19 protein-coding genes and 1 pseudogene are annotated in these 18,684 nt (G+C 69.0%); 14 read left to right on the forward strand and 6 right to left on the reverse strand.

The genetic code is table 11. From position 1 onward, the window contains the following. Nucleotides 1-16: 16 nt before the first annotated feature. From DL991_RS25625 to DL991_RS25645, 5 genes are read left to right on the forward strand one after another with little or no spacing between them, the layout of a single operon-like run. Nucleotides 17-1,003: a LacI family DNA-binding transcriptional regulator gene (locus DL991_RS25625; RefSeq protein ID WP_125786855.1), complete on the forward strand. Its 987-nt coding sequence runs from the start codon at nucleotides 17-19 to the stop codon at nucleotides 1,001-1,003. After that, entirely contained in the window at nucleotides 1,000-2,055 is a 1,056-nt protein-coding gene (locus DL991_RS25630) for a class I mannose-6-phosphate isomerase (protein WP_125786856.1), read from the forward strand. Before DL991_RS25625 ends, DL991_RS25630 begins: the two co-directional genes overlap by 4 nt. Further along, a complete protein-coding gene (locus DL991_RS25635) occupies nucleotides 2,052-2,816 on the forward strand; it encodes an ATP-binding cassette domain-containing protein (RefSeq protein ID WP_125786857.1) in 765 nt (254 codons plus the stop codon). The genes DL991_RS25630 and DL991_RS25635 overlap by 4 nt, the downstream gene beginning before the upstream one ends. Then, on the forward strand, nucleotides 2,813-3,874 hold the full coding sequence (locus tag DL991_RS25640) for an ABC transporter permease (RefSeq protein WP_125786858.1): 1,062 nt from the start codon (nucleotides 2,813-2,815) through the stop codon (nucleotides 3,872-3,874). The genes DL991_RS25635 and DL991_RS25640 overlap by 4 nt, the downstream gene beginning before the upstream one ends. Before the next feature lie 29 nt (nucleotides 3,875-3,903). After that, nucleotides 3,904-4,893, forward strand: a complete 990-nt coding sequence (locus DL991_RS25645) for an ABC transporter substrate-binding protein (RefSeq protein WP_125786859.1) — start codon at nucleotides 3,904-3,906, stop codon at nucleotides 4,891-4,893. Between the two features lie 228 nt (nucleotides 4,894-5,121). On the opposite strand, the gene DL991_RS25650 is transcribed toward DL991_RS25645, so the two are convergent. After that, nucleotides 5,122-5,601 carry a hypothetical protein gene (locus DL991_RS25650; RefSeq protein WP_233598973.1) on the reverse strand — a complete coding sequence of 160 codons (480 nt, stop codon included), beginning with the start codon at nucleotides 5,599-5,601 and terminating at the stop codon, nucleotides 5,122-5,124. 74 nt (nucleotides 5,602-5,675) lie between these two features. Here DL991_RS25650 and DL991_RS25655 point away from each other — a divergent pair, with 74 nt between their 5' ends. The 6 genes from DL991_RS25655 (at nucleotide 5,676) to DL991_RS25680 (ending at nucleotide 11,600) form a co-directional block, all read left to right on the forward strand. After that, nucleotides 5,676-6,722 (forward strand): sensor histidine kinase, encoded by a 1,047-nt coding sequence (locus tag DL991_RS25655; RefSeq protein ID WP_199746385.1) that lies wholly within the window; start codon nucleotides 5,676-5,678, stop codon nucleotides 6,720-6,722. Then, nucleotides 6,719-7,489, forward strand: a complete 771-nt coding sequence (locus DL991_RS25660) for a LytTR family DNA-binding domain-containing protein (RefSeq protein ID WP_125786861.1) — start codon at nucleotides 6,719-6,721, stop codon at nucleotides 7,487-7,489. The genes DL991_RS25655 and DL991_RS25660 overlap by 4 nt, the downstream gene beginning before the upstream one ends. Further along, the gene (locus tag DL991_RS25665; RefSeq protein ID WP_034315466.1) at nucleotides 7,486-7,833 is read left to right on the forward strand and encodes a membrane protein; all 348 of its coding nucleotides are present in this window, start codon (nucleotides 7,486-7,488) and stop codon (nucleotides 7,831-7,833) included. The genes DL991_RS25660 and DL991_RS25665 overlap by 4 nt, the downstream gene beginning before the upstream one ends. After that, entirely contained in the window at nucleotides 7,833-9,566 is a 1,734-nt protein-coding gene (locus tag DL991_RS25670; RefSeq protein ID WP_125786862.1) for a cation acetate symporter, read from the forward strand. The genes DL991_RS25665 and DL991_RS25670 overlap by 1 nt, the downstream gene beginning before the upstream one ends. A 67-nt stretch (nucleotides 9,567-9,633) precedes the next feature. Further along, entirely contained in the window at nucleotides 9,634-9,975 is a 342-nt protein-coding gene (locus tag DL991_RS25675) for a DUF485 domain-containing protein (RefSeq protein WP_125786863.1), read from the forward strand. After that, complete coding sequence (locus DL991_RS25680; RefSeq protein ID WP_125786864.1) at nucleotides 9,972-11,600, forward strand: cation acetate symporter; 1,629 nt, start codon at nucleotides 9,972-9,974, stop codon at nucleotides 11,598-11,600. The genes DL991_RS25675 and DL991_RS25680 overlap by 4 nt, the downstream gene beginning before the upstream one ends. A 58-nt stretch (nucleotides 11,601-11,658) precedes the next feature. Here DL991_RS25680 and DL991_RS25685 read toward each other — a convergent pair whose 3' ends face one another. Beyond that, nucleotides 11,659-12,402 carry an isocitrate lyase/phosphoenolpyruvate mutase family protein gene (locus tag DL991_RS25685; protein ID WP_125786865.1) on the reverse strand — a complete coding sequence of 248 codons (744 nt, stop codon included), beginning with the start codon at nucleotides 12,400-12,402 and terminating at the stop codon, nucleotides 11,659-11,661. Further along, the gene (locus DL991_RS25690) at nucleotides 12,399-12,863 is read right to left on the reverse strand and encodes a carboxymuconolactone decarboxylase family protein (protein ID WP_125786866.1); all 465 of its coding nucleotides are present in this window, start codon (nucleotides 12,861-12,863) and stop codon (nucleotides 12,399-12,401) included. Before DL991_RS25690 ends, DL991_RS25685 begins: the two co-directional genes overlap by 4 nt. 46 nt (nucleotides 12,864-12,909) lie before the next feature. Between DL991_RS25690 and DL991_RS25695 the strand changes: the two genes are divergently transcribed. Then, a complete protein-coding gene (locus DL991_RS25695) occupies nucleotides 12,910-14,289 on the forward strand; it encodes a PLP-dependent aminotransferase family protein (RefSeq protein WP_125786867.1) in 1,380 nt (459 codons plus the stop codon). A gap of 75 nt (nucleotides 14,290-14,364) precedes the next feature. Here DL991_RS25695 and DL991_RS25700 read toward each other — a convergent pair whose 3' ends face one another. Next, a complete protein-coding gene (locus DL991_RS25700; RefSeq protein ID WP_125786972.1) occupies nucleotides 14,365-15,045 on the reverse strand; it encodes a peptidylprolyl isomerase in 681 nt (226 codons plus the stop codon). 146 nt (nucleotides 15,046-15,191) lie between these two features. Here DL991_RS25700 and DL991_RS25705 point away from each other — a divergent pair, with 146 nt between their 5' ends. After that, the gene (locus tag DL991_RS25705) at nucleotides 15,192-15,779 is read left to right on the forward strand and encodes a hypothetical protein (RefSeq protein WP_125786868.1); all 588 of its coding nucleotides are present in this window, start codon (nucleotides 15,192-15,194) and stop codon (nucleotides 15,777-15,779) included. A 151-nt stretch (nucleotides 15,780-15,930) separates the two neighbouring features. Next, a pseudogene (locus tag DL991_RS25710) lies at nucleotides 15,931-16,092 on the forward strand (beta/gamma crystallin domain-containing protein); the annotation flags it as partial. 352 nt (nucleotides 16,093-16,444) lie between these two features. Here the strand turns inward: DL991_RS25710 and meaB are convergent. Both meaB and DL991_RS25720 read right to left on the reverse strand, forming a co-directional pair. Continuing rightward, entirely contained in the window at nucleotides 16,445-17,413 is a 969-nt protein-coding gene (gene meaB / locus DL991_RS25715; protein WP_125786869.1) for a methylmalonyl Co-A mutase-associated GTPase MeaB, read from the reverse strand. 5 nt (nucleotides 17,414-17,418) lie between these two features. Then, nucleotides 17,419-18,600, reverse strand: a complete 1,182-nt coding sequence (locus DL991_RS25720; RefSeq protein WP_125786870.1) for an acetyl-CoA C-acetyltransferase — start codon at nucleotides 18,598-18,600, stop codon at nucleotides 17,419-17,421. Nucleotides 18,601-18,684 lie beyond the last annotated feature (84 nt).

Genomic DNA, 18,684 nt, shown 5'->3' on the forward strand with positions numbered 1-18,684 from the left:
CGGCCGACGGGCCACGATGAGTGACGTGGCCCGCCTCGCGGGCGTGAGCATCAAGACCGTCTCGCGGGTAGTGAACGACGAGCCCGCCGTCCATCCGGACACCGCGGAGCGCGTCATGGCGGCGATCGAGCAGCTCGGGTTCCGGCGCAATCTCGGCGCGCGGAACCTGCGGCGCGGCTCGACGACCGGGACGATCGGCCTGATCGTCGAAGACGTCGGAAACCCGTTCTACTCGGAGCTCAACCGGGCCGTCGAACGCATCGCGACCTCGTTCGGGCGTCAGGTGCTGACCGGTTCTTCGGAGGAGAACTCCGACCGCGAACGCGAACTGGTCCTGGAGTTCTGCTCCCGCCGGGTCGACGGCATCCTCGTGGTCCCGGCCGGGATGCAGCACGGCTACCTGGTCCCCGAGATGCGCGCCGGCACGCCGGTGGTGTTCCTCGACCGGCCCGCCGGCGACATCGTGGCCGACACGGTGCTCGTCGACAACATCGGCGGCACCGTCGAAGCGGTCGCCCACCTGGCGAAACACGGCCACCGCCGGATCGCGTTCCTCGCCGACAGCCCGGACATCTTCACCGCGGGCGAACGGCTGCGCGGGTTCCGGGAGGGCTGTGTCCGCAACGGGATCCCCTACGACGAGAGCCTCGTCGTGATGCGCACGCCGACCGCAGAGAGCGTCAGCGACGCCGTGCGACGGCTGCTCACCGGGCCGAATCCGGCCACCGCCGTGATCGCGGGCAACAACCGGGTCGCCGTGCACCTGCTGCGCGCGCTGGCGCACGCCGAACGGCGTCCCGCGATGATCAGCTTCGACGACTTCGAGCTGGCGGATCTGCTGGATCCGCCGGTCTCCGTGATCGCGCACGACGTGAGCGCGCTGGGCCGGGCGGCCGCGGAACTGCTGTTCGCCCGGGTACAGGGAGATCAATCCGCACCGAGAAAGGTAGTTCTGCCCGTGCATCTCGTAGCCCGCGGTTCCGGGGAGGTCGCCCCTTCATGAGCGGCCACCTCGAACCGATCCGCCTGCCGGCGAACCAGCCGCCGCAGTTCTACCGCGGCGGTGACGCCATCGCCGCGTTGCGAGAAGCCCCCTCGGAGAGCAAGTTCGGCCCCGAAGACTGGGTCGGCTCGGCCACCACGATGTTCGGCCAGGAGACCAACGGCCTGACCAAGCTGCCCAACGGCGTCTGGCTACGCGACGCCGTCCGCGAGAACCCGTCCGCCTGGCTCGGCGCGAAACACGTCGAGGCGCTCGGCGATTCGACCGGCCTGCTGGTGAAGCTGCTCGACGCTGGCCAGCGCCTGCCGGTGCACTTCCACCCGTCGGACTCGTTCGCGAAGGTGCACTTCGACTCGCACTTCGGCAAGACCGAAGCGTGGATCGTGGTCGGCACCTACGGCGAAGACCCGCGCGTCTACCCGGGCTTCAAGGAGACCGTCGACAAGGCGACGGTCAACGAATGGGCCCGCAGCCAGGACGCGCCCGCCATGCTCGGCGCGCTGAACAGTGTCGCGGTCAGCCCCGGCGACACGGTCTACATCCCGGCGGGCCTGCCGCACGCGATCGGCGAGGGCGTCTTCGTCGTCGAGCTCCAGCAGCCGACCGACTTTTCGCTGACCCTGGAATGGCGGGACTTCCTGGCGAACCCGGAGAAGGCGCACCTCGGCATCGGGTTCGAGACCGCCATCGAAACCCTGGACACCTCGGGCTGGGACGAAGAACGGCTCGGCTCGATCGTCAAGCGCACCGCGGGCGATAACGCGTCCACTGTGGACCTGCTCGCCGACGGCAGTGACGCGTTCTTCCGCGCCGATCGGCTCCGTCCCGCTGTTTCCGGTAGCTCGACAACGTTGTCACTCGACCCGTCGTTCGCGGTGCTGGTCGTCATGGACGGGTCGGGAACGCTCCGCACCGAACACGGCGGCGAGTACGCCCTGCGCAAGGGCGAGACCTACGTGGTCCCGCACGACGCCGGTCAGGCGGCCGTGGAGGGCGATGTCACGATCATCCGCTGCCGTCCGCCCGCCCCCGAGAAGAGGGAGCGATCGTGAGCGAACTCCTGCTCGACGCACAGAACCTGGTCAAACGCTACGGCTCGGTGGAGGCGCTGCGCGGCGCGTCGTTCCAGGCGCGGGCCGGTGAGGTCACCGCGCTGATCGGCGACAACGGCGCCGGGAAGTCCACTTTGGTCAAATGCCTGTCCGGCGCGGAACAGCCGACGTCGGGCAAGATCCTGCTCGACGGATCCGAGGTGGTGCTCGAATCCCCCACCACGGCACGGCGGATGGGGATCGAGACGGTGTACCAGGACCTCGCGGTCGCACCGGAACTCGACCCCGCCGCGAATCTGTTCCTCGGCAGGGAGATCCACCGCAAGGGGATCCTCGGCAAGCTCGGGATGCTGGACAAGGCCGAGATGAAGCGTCAAGCCGTGGAGGAGTTCCAGCGGCTCGGCGTGACCCTGCAGAGCACCGACGTCCCGATCGGCTCGCTTTCGGGCGGGCAGCGGCAAAGCGTCGCCGTCGCCCGGTCGGTCGTCTGGGCCTCGAAGGTCGTGTTCATGGACGAGCCGACGGCCGCGCTCGGCGTCGTGCAGCGCGAACGCGTGCTCGACGTGATCAAGAAGGTGCGGGACAAGGGCATCGCCGTCGTGCTGATCAGCCACAACATGCCCGAGGTGCTGTCGGTGGCCGACCGCGTCGAGGTGCTGCGGCTCGGCAAGCGCGTCGCCCGGTTCACCGGCTCCGACACGAAACTGGAAGACCTGGTCGCCGCGATGACGGGCGCCCTCGTACAAGAGGAGGCGGCGTGACCGTGTCCACTCCGGCGAAGAACGACCCCGAGATCCAGACCTCGGTGGACGGTGGCTTCGGCAAGCGTTCGCTGGGACAGCGGATGATCGGGGCGAACACGTTCTGGATCGCGCTGGTGCTGCTGGCGCTGATCATCGTGTTCACCGCCATCGCGCCCGCCGAGTTCGCGACGGTGTTCACCTTCCAGACCCTGCTCATCGAGACCTCGGTGCTGCTGGTGCTCTCGGTCGGCATGACGTTCGTGATCATCACCTCCGGTATCGATCTCTCGGTCGGTTCCGTGCTGATCTTCGCGGGCATGGTGGCGGGTAAGACGATGGAGGCGCTGAGCCCGGACGGCGACGCGACGAAGGCCGGGTGGGGCGTCATCACCGCCGGGCTCGTGGCGGCCGTCGTCGCGGGCACGATCTGGGGCCTCATCAACGGTTTCCTGATCGCGGTGGCCAACATCCCGCCGCTGATCGTCACGCTCGGCACGATGGGTGCCGCGCTCGGCGCCGCGTACCTGCTGAACAACGGATCCGACGTGCGCAGCGTGCCGACCGAGCTCAACAAGACGCTCGGCTACGGGACGTCGTTCGGCGGGGTGCCGAATCTGGTGCTGGTGGCCGTGGTGATCACGCTGATCGGTGCCTGGCTGTTGCACACCACCAAATTCGGCCGCTACACCTACGCCGTCGGCTCCAACGCCGAGGGCGCGCGCCGGGCGGGCATCGGGGTGACCGCGCATCTGCTGAAGGTGTACACGCTCACCGGTTTCCTCGCCGGTGTCGCCGGTTTCCTTTCGCTCGCGTACTACGCGTCGACGACGATTTCGGCGCACACCACCGACAACCTCAACGCCATCGCCGCCACGGTGATGGGTGGCACGAGCCTCTTCGGCGGTGTCGGTTCGGTGCTGGGCACGGTGATCGGCGTGTTCATCCCGGCCGTGCTGAAGAAGGGCTTCAACATCACGCAGGTCCAGGACTTCTGGCAGATGATCGCGGTCGGCGCGGTGCTGATCGCCGCGGTCTGGTTCGACCAGCGGCGCCGTCGCCGCCGCAACTCTCGTTGATTCCTACGCACAAAGAGGTGCAATCCCCCATGAAGAAGACCCTGCTCGTCGCCGGTGCCGCCGTCTCCGCCGCCCTCCTGCTGACCGCTTGCGGCGGCGGCACGGTCGGCGAGTCACCCTCCGGTGACTCCGGTGCCAAGACCAACAACAAGAAGCTGTCGCTGATCCCGGGCGTGCAGGCCGAGCCGTTCTACATCTCGATGCAGTGCGGCGCCGAGGCCGAGGCCAAGAAGGCGGGCTACGAGCTCACCACGCAGGCCCCGCAGAAGTTCGACGCGGCCATGCAGACCCAGCTGGTCAACGCGCTGGGCTCCAACCCGCCCGCCGCGCTGCTCATCGCGCCGACCGACGCGCAGGCGATGCTCCCGCCGATCCAGCAGGTCAAGACCCGCGGCGCGAAGATCATCGAGGTCGACACCGCGCTCAAGGACACCAGCGTGGCCGAGTCGTCGATCTCCTCGGACAACGCCGAGGGCGGCAAGCTCGCCGCCAAGACGATGGCGGAACTGGCCGCGGGCAAGACCGGTTCGGTGCTGGTGCTCGACACCATCGCGGGCACCTCGACCACGAACACCCGCGCGAAGGGCTTCGAGGACGAGCTGAAGAACTACCCGAACCTGAAGTCCGCGGGCGTGCAGTTCACCCAGAACGAGCCCGACCAGGCCGCGTCCAAGGTGACCGCCGCGCTGGCGTCCACCCCGGACCTGATCGGCATCTTCGCGACCAACCTCAACACCGGTGAGGGCGCCGCGACCGGCCTGCGGAACGCGGGCAAGATCGGCGCGGTCAACCTGATCGGCTTCGACGCGTCGCCGTCGGAGATCGAGGGTCTGAAGAAGGGCGAGTACCAGGGCCTCATCGCGCAGGACCCGGCCGCCATCGGGCAGCAGGGCGTGCAGCAGGCCATCGCGGCGCTGGAGGGCAAGCCGGTGACGCGCAACCTGACCGCTTCGCTGCACTCCATCACCAAGGCGAACATGGACGCGAACGCCCAGTACTTCTACAAGCAGAGCTGCTGACGCGTTTCGGTACTGCTAGGAAAGGACCGTTCCTTGCGAAATTTGCAAGGAACGGTCCTTTCCTAGCATCCGGGAGCGGCTCGCTCCCGCAGCTCGACCAGCTTCCCCCGCGTGAGATGAAGGGGCCTTTCATAGCGAAATTTGCGATGAAAGGCCCCTTCATCTCACGCGGTCGAGGGGCCGCGTCCGAGCGCGGTGCCGATGTCCGGTCCCGCTGCCGGAGCGCGCTCACTCCGCGAACTCGACCACCCCAGCCGGAGCGAAGCGCGTGAGAGCCCCGTACAGCGCAACACCCCCACCCAGGTGACCCAGCGCGTACACGTACTCGCCGTCCTCCAGAAGGTCCTCCGGCCCGGACCCGGTCCACGACAGCCGGTAGTGCCACCAGTGCATCCACCGCCCCACCCGCCGCTTCTCCCGCCACACGCGCAGCCGCCGCACTTCGGTCCACCCGACGGCGAACTGACCCGCCACCTCGAAGCCCGAAGCGGACACCGTCAAGAAGGTGGCCGAGCGCCGCAGAGCGAGCAGGATAAGCCCCGCGAAACCCACGCTGAGCAGGCTGAACACCACCCCGGACACCGAGCCGGAGAACAACGACAGAACGACGGCCACCAGGCCGCCCCCGCCGAACACCACGAACCCCGCCCACGCGAGCCGGCGCATCACGACGTCCAGCCGGAGCACCACGGCATCCCCAGTGACCATGTCCGGAGCGTAACCGCCGAAACCCCGCACCGACGTTAGGATCCAGTCCTCGACGTCGCGGAGGGAGGTGGCCGATGAGCACGCGTCTGCCCTGGCGTCCCGCCGCGAGCGCGGATCCGGTGCCGGTACTCGCGGCCGCCCAGCGCGTCTCCGACGATCTCATGGACGGCCTCGCCGGGCCGCGCGCGCGTCATGCCACGCACGGCCTCCGCCGCTTGTTCGGCGTCCCCGGCCTCGGGCTGACCGACCTTTCCGGCTCGCTGATCTGGTCCGGCCGCCCGGCGGCGGACGACGTCGTGGTCTCGGCGCTCGACGAGGTCCTCCACTCCGAGACGCCGGTGTCCGAGCCCGGGCTGGTCGCGCTGCCGCTCCACGTCCACGACGAACTCGCCGGCGTCCTCCTGGTCATCGAAGGCAAGACCGCCATCGCCCGCCAGGCCGCCGAACTCGTCGTCCACGCGCTCGAACGCGGCAGGTTGGAGGCCTCTGCCGAGCAGGCCGCGGAGGCGGAACTGCGCGCGCTGCGGGCCGAGATCTCGCCGCATTTCGTCTACAACGCGCTCACCGTGATCTCCTCGCTGGTCCGCTCCGACCCCGATCGCGCCCGTGATCTGATGCTCGACTTCGCCGAGTACACCCGCTACAGCGTCGCCCGGCACGGCGAGTACACGATGCTCGCCGACGAGTTCGGCGCCATCGAGACCTACCTGGCGCTCCAGCGCGCGGTGCTCGGCGAGCGGCTTCGGGTGCAGGTGCGGGTGGCGCCGGAGGTGCTGGCCGTCGCGGTGCCGTACCTCGTATTGGAACCGTTGGTGGAGAACGCGATCCGGCACGGGATCGAGCCACGCGCCGAAGCGGGGTTCATCCAGGTTCAGGGAATGGCGGAAGGGAACGACTGCGTGATCAGCGTCGAGGACGACGGTGTCGGCATGGACCCCGCACGCGCGGCGGCGATCCTGGCCGGACGCGGCGAAGACGGCGGCGTCGGACTGGCCAATGTGGACAGAAGGCTGCGCAGCGTCTACGGGCCGTGGTACGGCCTGACGGTCGAGACCGAGACCGGCGCGGGCACCAGGGTCGTGGTGCGGGTGCCCCGATTCCAGCCGGGGGTGCTGCCGTGACGAACGGGCTGCGGGTGCTGGCGGTCGACGATGTCCCGCCCGCCCTCGACGAGCTGTGCAGCCTGCTGCGCGAGGCACCGGAAGTCGCCGAGGTGGTCGCGGCCGGTGACGCGCTGAACGCGCTCAAGCTGTTGCAGGGTGACCATTTCGACGCCGTCTTCCTCGACATCTCCATGCCGGGGCTCGACGGGCTGGAGCTCGCCTCGCTGCTGGCGCGGCTCAACCGGCCGCCGGTGATCGTGTTCGTCACCGCGCACGACGGTCACGCCGTGGCCGCGTACGGCATCGGCGCCGTCGACTACCTGCTCAAACCGGTCCGCGCGGAACGGCTGTCCGCCGCACTGTCCAAAGTGGTCCGGATGGCGGGCAACCAGGCCGACGAGCCGAAACCGGCGCCGGACGCGATGTCCGCGCTGCCGGTGGAATCCGGTGGACGCACGCGATACGTCCGCCGTGACGAAGTCCAGTTCGTCGAGGCGCACGGCGACTACGTCCGGCTGCACACGAAATCCGGCGTCCACGTCACGCGCATGCCCATCTCCCGGCTCGAAGAGTACTGGGAGGGAACGGGTTTCACCCGCGTGCACCGGGGCTTCCTGCTCGCCGTGGACGCGGTGCTCGAACTGCGCAGCGACACCACCGGCGGCTTGCTGGCGCATACCGAAGCGGGTGACGTGCCGGTGAGCCGCCGCCACGCGCGCGACCTGCGCGACCGGCTGCTCGCCGCCGCGCAACGCGGCGAACTGGGCAGGGGAAGCCGCCGGTGAGCCGCGTCAAACGGGTCGCCGTCACCAGCCCGCAGACCCGGCTCGCGCATTCGCGGCGCCGTTCGCGCGGGCGCTGGCGGGTCCCCCGGCTGGCCGCGGGCGACGCCGAACGCGCGGACGCGCTCTACCGGGCCCAGCGCCGTCGCGGGCTTCCCGCGCTGGCCGGGATGTTCGGGCTGGTGTTCGGGCTCCCGCTGGTGTTCGGGGTGTTCCCCGGGCTGGATTCGGTGCGGCTGCTGGGTATCCCGCTGTCCTGGCTGATGATCGCGATCCTCCCGTATCCGGCGATGGCGCTGCTGTCGTGGTGGCAGCTGCGCCGGGCGGAAAAGATCGAGGACGAGTAGTGGTCGCGGCGCTCTCGGTGGCCCCCGTCGTGCTGATCACCCTGCTGATCGGGTTGCGCGGTGTCGCGGCCATGCGCACGACGTCGGACTTCCTCGTCGCCTCGCGCCGGATCTCGCCGCTGGTCAACTCGGCCGCGGTCTCCGGCGAATACCTGTCCGCCGCGTCGTTCCTCGGGGTGGCGGGGCTGGTGGTGAAGGACGGCATCGGCGCGCTTTGGTACCCGGTCGGGTTCACCGCCGGGTACATCGCGATGCTGGTGCTCGTCGCGGCGCCGATGCGGCGATCCGGCGCGCTCACCGTCCCGGACTTCGCCGAAGCCCGGCTGGCCTCCCCCGCCCTGCGCCGCCTCGCCGCGGTCGTCGTCCTCGTGATCGGAACCCTTTACCTGGTACCGCAATTCCGTACCGCGGGGCTGGTGCTGACCGCTGTCGGCGGCACGCCGTACTGGGTCGGTGTCGTCATCGCGGGCGCCGCCGTCAGCGCGACACTGGCGCTCGGCGGGATGCGCGCGGCGACCTACGTCCAGGCCTTCCAGTTCGTGCTGAAACTGCTGCTGTTCCTCGTCCCCGCGATCTGGCTGGTCTCCCAGGTCTCCCCGGAGGAACGATCGGCTTCGGTGCACCCGGTGGAGTTCACCCACTTCGACCGCGACACCCGGCTGTCCTTCGAGATCGACGTGACACTGACCCTGCGCGAGCCGACCACCCTGCTCACCCCGGAAAAGCACGTCGTGCCGCCGGGAGAACTGGTGGCCAGGAGCGGGCAGACCCTGGAATTCGCCGAGGGCACACCGGTTCCCGCCGTCCGGGGCGGTGCGCCGCTGGGCGGCCCGGACTGGCAACGGCCGCTGCTCGACCTCGGCGACCAGGGCTATCCGCTGCTCGGCACGTGGGCGATCCTGATCGCCACCATGCTCGGCACCATGGGCCTGCCGCATGTCCTGATGCGCTTCCACACCAGCCCGGACGGCCGCGCCGCACGCCGGACCGCGGCGATCACCGTCGCCCTGCTCGGCGTCTTCTACCTGTTCCCCGGGGTTTACGGCGTCCTCGGCCGGGTGCTGGTGCCCGAACTCTACGTCTCCGGCGCGACGGACACCGTCGTCGTCGCGCTGCCGGCGCAGGTCGACGGCGGCTGGGCGGGGTCGCTGTTCACCGGGCTGCTGACGGCGGGCGCGTTCGCCGCGTTCCTGGCGACGTCGCTCGGGCTGCTGCTGGTGATCTCCGGCGCGGTCGCGTACGACCTGGCGCCCGGCGGCCTGCGGAGACTGCGCTGGTCGGTGCTCGGCGCGGCCGCGGTGATGGTCCTGCTCGCGTTGCCGTCCGCGCGGCTGGACGCGGGCGTCCTCGTCACCTGGGGTTTCACCGTGGCCGCGTCGACGTTCTGCCCGTTGCTGGTACTCGGCATCTGGTGGAACCGGCTCACCGCCGCGGGCGCGATCAGCGGTGTCCTCTCCGGGCTCGTCGCGTCTTCGGGCTCGATCCTGGTGGCGCTGTTCGTCCCGAGCCTGAGCGGGCTGCCCGCGATCCTGGTGTCACAGCCCGCGCCGTGGTCGGTTCCGCTGGCATTCGGAGTAATGATCGTGGTTTCCTTGCGGGGCAGGCCACCCGCGTGGTCGACGGCCGCCATGTTGCGGCTGCATCTGGACGATCGCACAGCCGAAACCCCTTCGTCGTGGTCCGACCACCGTTCGTCGACCGTTCGTCGTCTCGGCAGACGTTTGAACCGCTGAAGGTTCCGGCCGTCCTTACCTCTCCTTAACGTGTCGCGGAACACATTCGCGGCGCAAGGAGAGCACGATGAGTACCGAAACGAACGCTCCCAGTCCGCCTGAAACGGACTGGGACAAGGCCCACGACAGCCCCGAGTTCAAGGAGTTGCGTGCGCGGCTGCGCCGGTTCGTGTTCCCGGTCTCGGTGCTGTTCCTCGTCTGGTACCTGCTCTATGTGCTCCTCGCCGACTACGCGCACGGCTTCATGAGCACGAAGCTGGTCGGCAACATCAACGTCGGCCTCGTCTTCGGTCTGCTGCAGTTCGTTTCGACCTTCGTGATCACCGGGCTCTACGTCCGCTACGCGAACAAGAAACTCGACCCCATCGCGGAGAAGATCCGCACGGACCTCGAGAGTGAGACCAAATGACCCTCGCCGCCGGAGTCGAGGGCAGCAGCCCCGTACTCAACATCACCATCTTCGGCCTCTTCGTGGTCGTCACGCTGTTCGTCGTGTTCCGGGCCAGCCGCAACTCGAAGACGGCGTCGGACTACTACGCCGCGGGCCGCGCGTTCACCGGTCCGCAGAACGGCGTCGCCATCGCGGGCGACTACCTGTCCGCCGCGTCGTTCCTCGGGATCGCGGGCGCCATCGCCGTCTACGGCTACGACGGTTTCCTTTACTCCATCGGATTCCTGGTGGCGTGGCTGGTGGCATTGCTGCTGGTCGCGGAACTGCTGCGCAACACCGGCAAGTTCACCATGGGCGACGTGCTGGCGTTCCGGATGAAGCAGCGCCCGGTGCGGGCCGCGGCGGCGACGTCCACCCTGGCCGTCTCGTTCTTCTACCTGCTGGCGCAGATGGCCGGTGCCGGTGGTCTGGTCGCGTTGCTGCTCGGGATCGAGAGCAAGGCCGGGCAGGCCGCGATCATCGTGATCGTCGGCATCATCATGATCGCCTACGTGCTGATCGGCGGGATGAAGGGCACCACCTGGGTCCAGATCATCAAGGCCGCGCTGCTCATCGTCGGCGCGCTCGTGATGACGCTGTGGGTGCTCGGCCTGTACGGCTTCAACCTTTCCTCGCTGCTGCAAGGCGCCGTGGACAGGGCTGGCAGCGCCGGTGAAGCACTGCTCGGGCCGGGCAACCAGTACGGCAAGACCGGCACCACCAAACTGGACTTCCTGTCGCTGGGTATCGCGCTGGTGCTCGGAACCGCGGGCCTGCCGCACGTCCTGATGCGCTTCTACACGGTGCCGACGGCCAAGGAAGCCCGTCGTTCCGTGGTGTGGGCGATCGGCCTGATCGGCCTCTTCTACCTGTTCACCCTGGTGCTCGGCTACGGTGCCGGCGCGCTGGTCGGCGCGGACAAGATCAAGGCCGCGCCCGGTGGCGTGAACTCGGCGGCCCCGCTGCTGGCGCTGGAACTCGGCGGACCGGTCCTGCTCGGCCTGATCGCGGCGATCGCCTTCGCGACGATCCTCGCCGTGGTCGCGGGTCTGACGATCACCGCGTCGGCGTCGTTCGCGCACGACGTCTACGCCAACGTGATCAAGAAGGGCAAGGCGAGCCCGGCCTCGGAGGTGAAGGTCGCCCGGATCACCGCGCTGGTGATCGGCGCGGTCGCGATCCTCGGCGGCATTCTCGCTAACGGGCAGAACATCGCGTTCCTCGTGGCACTCGCGTTCGCGGTGGCGGCGTCGGCGAACCTGCCGACGATCCTGTACTCGCTGTTCTGGAAGCGCTTCAACACCCAGGGCGCGCTGTGGAGCATCTACGGCGGTCTCGCGGTCTGCATCGTGCTGATCATCTTCTCGCCGGCGGTTTCGGGTAAGCCCGTCGACGCCAAGACCGGCAAGAGCGCTTCGATGATCCAGGGCGTCGACTTCCACTGGTTCCCGCTGGACAACCCGGGCATCGTCTCGATCCCCGTGGCGTTCTTCCTCGGCTGGCTCGGCACCGTGCTGTCCAAGGAGCACAACCAGAAGAAGTACGCCGAGATGGAGGTCCGGTCGCTCACCGGCGTGGGTGCCGAAAAGGCCGTCGCCCACTAGTCGCCGGGACGGTGCGGCCGGCATCCAACGCCCCCGGCCGCACCGTCCCGGTTCCCATTCAGTAAGGCAGCTTCCCCGCAGTCAGTTCCGCCAGCTTCGCGCGGAGATCGGCGCGGACCGACTTCCACAGCCCCGTGCCCAGCGAGATCCGCGCCACCCCCAGTGCGGTGAGCGCGGAGAGATCGGGGCCTCCTGGCATCGGAGCGACGTTGACCGCTCCCGGCGCGACCGCCTTCACGAACTCGCCGAGCACCTCCGGCGACTTCACCATGATCGGATAGACGCAGTCCGCCCCGGCCTCGAAGTAGGCCTTGGCCCGCAAGATCGCGTCGTCCAGTACCGCTCGTTCGTCGGACGCGCCGAGGAAGACGTCGACGCGGGCGTTGATCACCAGCTCGTCCCCTGCCGCCTGGCGCAACCCCGCGATCCGTTCCGCCTGCGCCGCAGGCGAACGGACTCCACCCGAAGCGTGGTCGGTGTCCTCGTAGTTGCAGCCGACGGCACCCGCTTCGGTCAGCCTCGCCGCGAGTTCTCCCGCTTCGAGCCCGTACCCGCCTTCCACGTCGACGGTCACCGGCACCGAGACCGCCCGCGCGATCCTCGCCGCCGCGGCGAACATCTCGTCGCCGGGCGCGCCTTCCCCGTCGTCATACCCGAGGACCTTCGCGACGGCGAAGGAACTCGTCGCCACGACCGGGAAACCGGCGGCTTCCACGAGACGCGCGCTGTCGGCGTCCCACGCGTTCGGCAGGAGCAGCGGGGTTCCCGCGACGTGCAGTTCCCGCAGCCGCGCCGCCGTCATTCGGCGCGCTCGGGCAGCGGAGCGTGGCTGGTCACGCACATCCGGTTCCAGCTGTTGATCGCGATCGCCTCCCAGACGACGGCGCGGTACTGCTCCTCGGTGAAGACGCGGGTGGCCTCTTCGTAGACGTCGTCCGGGACGTCGTGCAGGGTCGCCACGTTCGTGATCGCCTCGGTGAGCGCGAGCGCGGCGCGCTCCTGCTCGGTGAACAGCTCGGTCTCGCGCCAGCCCTGCAGCACGAACAGCCGCCTCGGCGACTCGCCCATCTGCAGCGCCTCGTGAGAGTGCATGTCGAGGCAGAACGCGCAGTGGTTGATCTGCGACGACCGCATCTTCACCAGTTCGAGGATCTTCTGGTCGACACCGGCGTTGGCGGCGGCCTTCTCGACTTCGGCCTGCAGTTTCGCCATCGCCTGGTAGATCTCGGGCACTCGTTTGCCCACATGGATTCGCTCGGTCATACCGTCGAATCTAGCGGCGACTGGCCCACGAGTATGGTCCAGTCACATGGCAGATTCGTGGTCCAGTTCGGGAATAGACGTCCACTTGGACTGGCGTCCCGAAAGCGGCCGGACCGGGCTTGCCGCAGCGATCCGCGCGGCCATCCGGGAGGGACGCTGGCAGGCGGGCGCCGCGGTGCCCTCGACCAGGGCACTGGCGCAGGACCTGGGAGTGGCACGGGGAACGGTCACCCGGGTCTACGCCGACCTCGCCGCCGAGGGCTACCTGCGGACGGCGCAGGGCGCGCCGACCCGCGTCGCGACGGCGGGTGCGCTGCCCGCGTCACCACCGCGGCCCGTCCCCCGCGACCCGGCGCCGCGCTGGGATCTGCGCCCCGGCAGGCCGAACCTGTCCTCGTTCCCCCGGTCCGCCTGGCTCGCGGCGACCCGCCGGGCACTGCACCGGGCGCCGATGTCGGCGTTCGACTACACGGCCGAATCCGGCGCGCCGGAACTGCGGGAGACGCTCGCCGCGTACCTGGCCCGCAGCCGCGGCGTGGTCGCCGATCCCGAGCGCATCCTGGTGTGCGCCGGGTTCTCGCACGCGATGGCGATCCTGGCTCGGGTCCTGCACGCGCGCGGCGCGGACGAGATCGCGTTCGAGAACCCGTCACTGCACATCTACCGGGACATCGCCGCCCGCAACGGTCCCCGCGTGGTCGGCGTCCCGGTCGACGACCACGGGATCACGGTGTCCGCTTTGGACAGTCCGGCGGTCGTCGTCACCCCGGCGCATCAATATCCATTGGGCGTCACCCTCGCGCCCGGGCGAAGGGCGGAACTCACCCGATGGGCGGAGGAAACCGGCGCCGTCGTCATCGAGGACGACTACGACGGCGAGTTCCGGTTCGACCATCAGCAGGTCGGCGCGTTGCAGGCGCTGGCGCCCGAACGGGTCGTGTACGTGGGCACGACGAGCAAGACGCTCGCGCCGTCGTTGCGACTGGGCTGGATGGTGCTGCCGCGGTTCCTGGTCGAACCGGTACGCGCGGAGATGGCCGCGAGCGGGGCCCGGCCCGCGCTGCTGGACCAGCTGGCGATGGCCGAACTGATCGAATCGGGCGCCTACGACCAGCACATCCGCCGCTGTCGCGCCGAATACCGCTCCCGGCGGGACCGGCTGCTCGCCGCCCTGCCGGATTCCGTGCTGCCGCAGGGGATCTCCGCCGGGCTGCATCTGGTGCTCCAGTTCCCCGGTGACCTGCCCCGGGAGATGGAGGTGCTGGCCGCCTGCCGCCGTCGCGCGATCGGACTCGAAGGGCTCAGCGGCCACTGGATCGGCGAGCCGCGACGCGAAGGCCTCATCATCGGGTACGGCGCCGCCGCGAAACACGCTTTCGGCGGCGCCACCCAAGCCCTGCGCGAAGCCATCTTCGAAGTCACCTAACCCCCGCAATTCGTCACCTACTTGCGATGCTTGAGGGTATGAACCACCGCAAGTAGATGACGAATTGCGAAGGGGTCAGCAGAACCAGGGGCGCGCCCGGAGGATGTCGGTCTTCAGGACGGGAGCGCCGTCGACCGGGGCGGGGTTCTCCGGGGTCGGCTTGATGCCGCCGGCGGCGACGTCGTCGAGGGTTTCGAGGCCTTCGTGGCCGACGGTGCCGAAGATCGTGTAGTTCGGGCGCAGCGCGGAGTCGCCGTACACGACGAAGAACTGGCTTCCGTTCGTCGCCGGGCCCGCGTTGGCCATCGCGAGGACGCCACGCGCGTACACCTTGCGCTCGCCGGTCGGGTCGGTCGGCGCGGGCGGCAGGCCGACGGGCAGTTCGTCCTTGTACTTGTAGCCGGGGCCGCCCTCGCCGGTGCCGCTCGGGTCACCGCACTGCAACACCTTCAGCGTCGGGTACGCGGTCAGCCGGTGGCACGTCGTGCGGTCGTAGAACCGGTGCTTCGCCAGGTGCAGGAAGCTCTGCACCGTGCACGGTGCCTTCGCCCGATCGAGGGTCAGGTCGATCTCGCCCTGGTTCGTCTTGAGCTGGACCGGCACCTTGCCCCGATCCGGCGTGCGACGGGGGTCCGGCGGCAACGGGACCGGCCGCGCGGCCGGCTCGTCCGGCGTCTGCGTGTACTGGCACGGCCCCTTGGTGACCTTCGGCGGCGCGCCCTCCGCCGACGCCGTCCCGGTGCCTGCCGCGAGCATCAGCCCTGCCCCCAGCACTGCCACAAAGACCTTCGCGATCCTCTGCACGGTTCCTGCCTCCCAGCCGTGGACGAAGAGCAGAGCATAGGGTGAATCCCCACCGCTCACACAGGTCCGGAAGTAGGTCCGCGGTTAGGGTCGGAACCGTGGAGATCGCCGAACGACACCAATGGCAGCTGAACGCCCTGACCTTCCTGTACGCGTACACGCAGTACGTCCTCGTGCACGAACGGGTCATGGCGGGGCTGCCGCCGGACAAGCCGGCCGAACTCGACAAACCGCGCATGCTCAGGCTCGCCAAGGTCGTCGACGACATGATCCTCGACTTCCGCAAGGAGGACGGGCTGACCGATCTCGAACGGCGCCGGGTCATCCGTCTCGCCAGGGAGATCAAGTCGCACGTCCGGGAGAAGTGGCCGCTTCGCGATGCGTCGCTCACCGAGTGGATCGCCTCGGCCGCGGCGCACTTCTACTGCGAGGAGCACATCAACAACGGCTACGTCCGGATGGGCCGCGTCTTCGACCCCGACATGGCCGACCGGTTCCTGGAGCGCGTCGAGTTCTGCCGGGGGCAGACCGTCACGATCACGAACTACGCCAACAAGGTGGCCGACGGCGAACAGCTCACCTACGGCGAGACGAACCAGCTCGGAGTCTGGAAAGAGGACGCGATCGCCCATTTGGACAATCTCGACAGCGATTTCGGCGACATCAAGATGTACGTCGAATTCTGACCGCTGCCCTTAAGGCCGGACTTGGCTGTCCCGACGCTCCGGGAAATTGACAAGCGCCGCCGGTGATCGAGATGCTCGATGTCGCACGAAGCACCCTCCTTTTCACATTCGTTGAAGGAGAATTCCGTGATCTCGAGCAAGCTGGTCACACCTCGGCGGGAGCAGCAGCATCGACTGCTATGCCAACCGCAGCAGGATCAGCCTCGGGGGCTGGTGGATCGACCGGATCTACACCGGGAACAACGACCTGATGTACTACGACATCAGTTTCCCGAATCGGCCGCCGAAGGTCCGCGTCATCGAAATCCTCTGACCGAATCCTCGCGAGTGGCAAGACGGTTCGATTGAGGAGCAAGGCAACGGTGGCGTGACTCTGGACCGACCGCGGGAGCCGACCCGCGCCTTGAATGTCCACAAGGGACACTTCCGGGTGATAAAATGTCCAGTTGATGCCTATATGCACGGTTTCGTGTGGGGGTCGTGAGTGGCAATGAGGGTTAGAACCCTCATTGCCACTCACGACCCCCACACAAAGTACCCGAAATGGACACCGTTGCCCGGCCGGAGTCCCTTATGGACGGTCAAGAGCGCGCCAGGCTCCTCGGCGACCCACCCCATCCAGCCAAGTCCACAAGCACGCCACCTTCGCCTTACCCCTCAACCACTCACGAGCCGCGCAGATCCTTGATGAGTTCTTCCGCCGCGGCGAACGGGTCGAGCGTTCGCGCCACCACGCGTTCGGCCAGTTCGGTGAGCCGGTCGCCGGAGCGCAGGTCGACGAGTTCCGCGCGCAGCCGCTGCAAGGCGATCGCCTCGACCTCGTCGCGGGCCCGCGCCGCGCGACGGCCGGGCAGTTCGCCGCGCTGGACCAGCCAATCGTGGTGTTGGTCCAACGCCCGGACGACGTCCTCGACCCCTTCGCCCCGTGAGGCCACCGTTCGCACGATCGGCTGACGCCAGCTCGGACCGCGGATCTCCCGGCGTACCAAGGAGATCATCTGCTTGAGGTCGTGCACGGTCGCGTCCGCGCCGTCGCGGTCGGCCTTGTTGACCACGAACACGTCCGCGATCTCCAGCACACCCGCCTTGGCCGCCTGGATCCCGTCACCCATCCCGGGCGCGAGCAGGACCACCGTGGTGTCGGCCAGTTTCACGACGTCCACTTCGGACTGACCGACGCCGACCGTCTCGATCAGCACGACGTCGAAACCGGCCGCGTCGAGCACCCGGACGGCCTGCGGGGTCGCCCACGAAAGGCCACCGAGATGCCCGCGGGTGGCCATCGAACGGATGAACACGCCGGGATCGGTGGCGTGTTCGGTCATCCTGATCCGGTCGCCGAGCAGCGCGCCGCCGGAGAACGGCGACGACGGGTCGATGGCCAGGACGCCGACCCTCGATCCCTTCGCCCGCAACGCGGTGAGCAGCGCGGAGGTCGATGTCGACTTGCCGACACCGGGCGGGCCGGTCAGCCCGATGACCCGCGCGTTGCCGGTGTGCGGCGTCAGTTTCGCCGCGACCTCGGGCAGCCGCGGATGGGCGTCCTCGACCAGCGACAGCAACCGGGCGATCGCGCGGGGGACGCCGTCCCGCGCGCGATCGACCAGTTCGTCGATGTCCAGCTGTACCGGCAAGGGCTTTACGGGACGCGGAGCAGCAGAGCGTCGCCCTGGCCGCCGCCACCGCAGAGAGCGGCCGCGCCGAGGCCGCCGCCGCGACGACGGAGTTCGTGGATCAGGTGCACGGCGAGCCGCGCTCCGGACGCGCCGATCGGGTGACCGAGCGCGATGGCGCCGCCGTCGACGTTCACCTTGTCCGCGCTGACGCCGAGCTTGTCGCTGGAGACCAGGCCGACGGCGGCGAACGCCTCGTTGATCTCGATGAGGTCGAGCGCGTCCGCGGTCAGCTTCTCCTTGGCCAGCGCGGCCAGGATCGCGTTCGACGGCTGCTCGTGCAGGCTCGCGTCCGGGCCGGCGACCACGCCGTGCGCGCCGATCTCGGCGAGCGGCGTCAGCCCCAGTTCCTCGGCCTTGGCCTTGCTCGCGACGATGACCGCTGCCGCGCCGTCGGAGATCTGCGACGCCGAACCGGCGGTGATCGTGCCGTCGGAGGCGAACGCCGGGCGCAGCTTCGCGAGGCCTTCCGCGGTGGTGTCGGCGCGGACGCCTTCGTCCTTCGAGAAGACGACCGGGTCGCCCTTGCGCTGCGGGATCGACACCGGCGCGATCTCGGCGTCGAAGCGGCCCTCCGCGATGGCGGCGGCGGCACGCTGGTGCGAGCGCGCGGAGAACTCGTCCTGCTGCTCGCGGGTGATGCCGTAGCGGCTGTTGTACTTCTCCGTGGACGAGCCCATCGCGACCTGGTCGAAGGCGCAGAACAGACCGTCGTAGGCCATGTGGTCGACGAGCGTGGTGTCGCCGTACTTGAAGCCCGCGCGGGACTTCGGCAGCAGATGCGGCGACTGCGTCATCGACTCCTGGCCGCCCGCGACGATCAGGTCGAACTCACCCGCGCGGATGAGCTGGTCGGCGAGCGCGATGGCGTCGAGACCGGAAAGGCAGACCTTGTTGATGGTCAGCGCCGGGACGGTCATCGGGATACCGGCGGCCACCGCGGCCTGGCGGGCGGGGATCTGGCCCGCGCCGGCGGTGAGCACCTGACCCATGATCGTGTACTGGATCGCGTCCGGCGAGACACCGGCCTGCTCCAGCGCCGCCTTGATGGCGAATCCGCCGAGTTGTGCGCCCGAGAAGTCCTTCAGGGAACCGAGCAATCGCCCGATCGGTGTACGGGCGGCACCCAGGATCACGGAACCGGACACGGCGTCCTCCAAGCATCGGCGCAAGGGCAAAGGGGGTCTTCGCGACCATACCCGGGTCGCGGGTCTCTTGATGGAGCCAGTGTG

The organism is Amycolatopsis sp. WAC 01375 (assembly GCF_003947325.1).
GTDB lineage: Bacteria > Actinomycetota > Actinomycetes > Mycobacteriales > Pseudonocardiaceae > Amycolatopsis.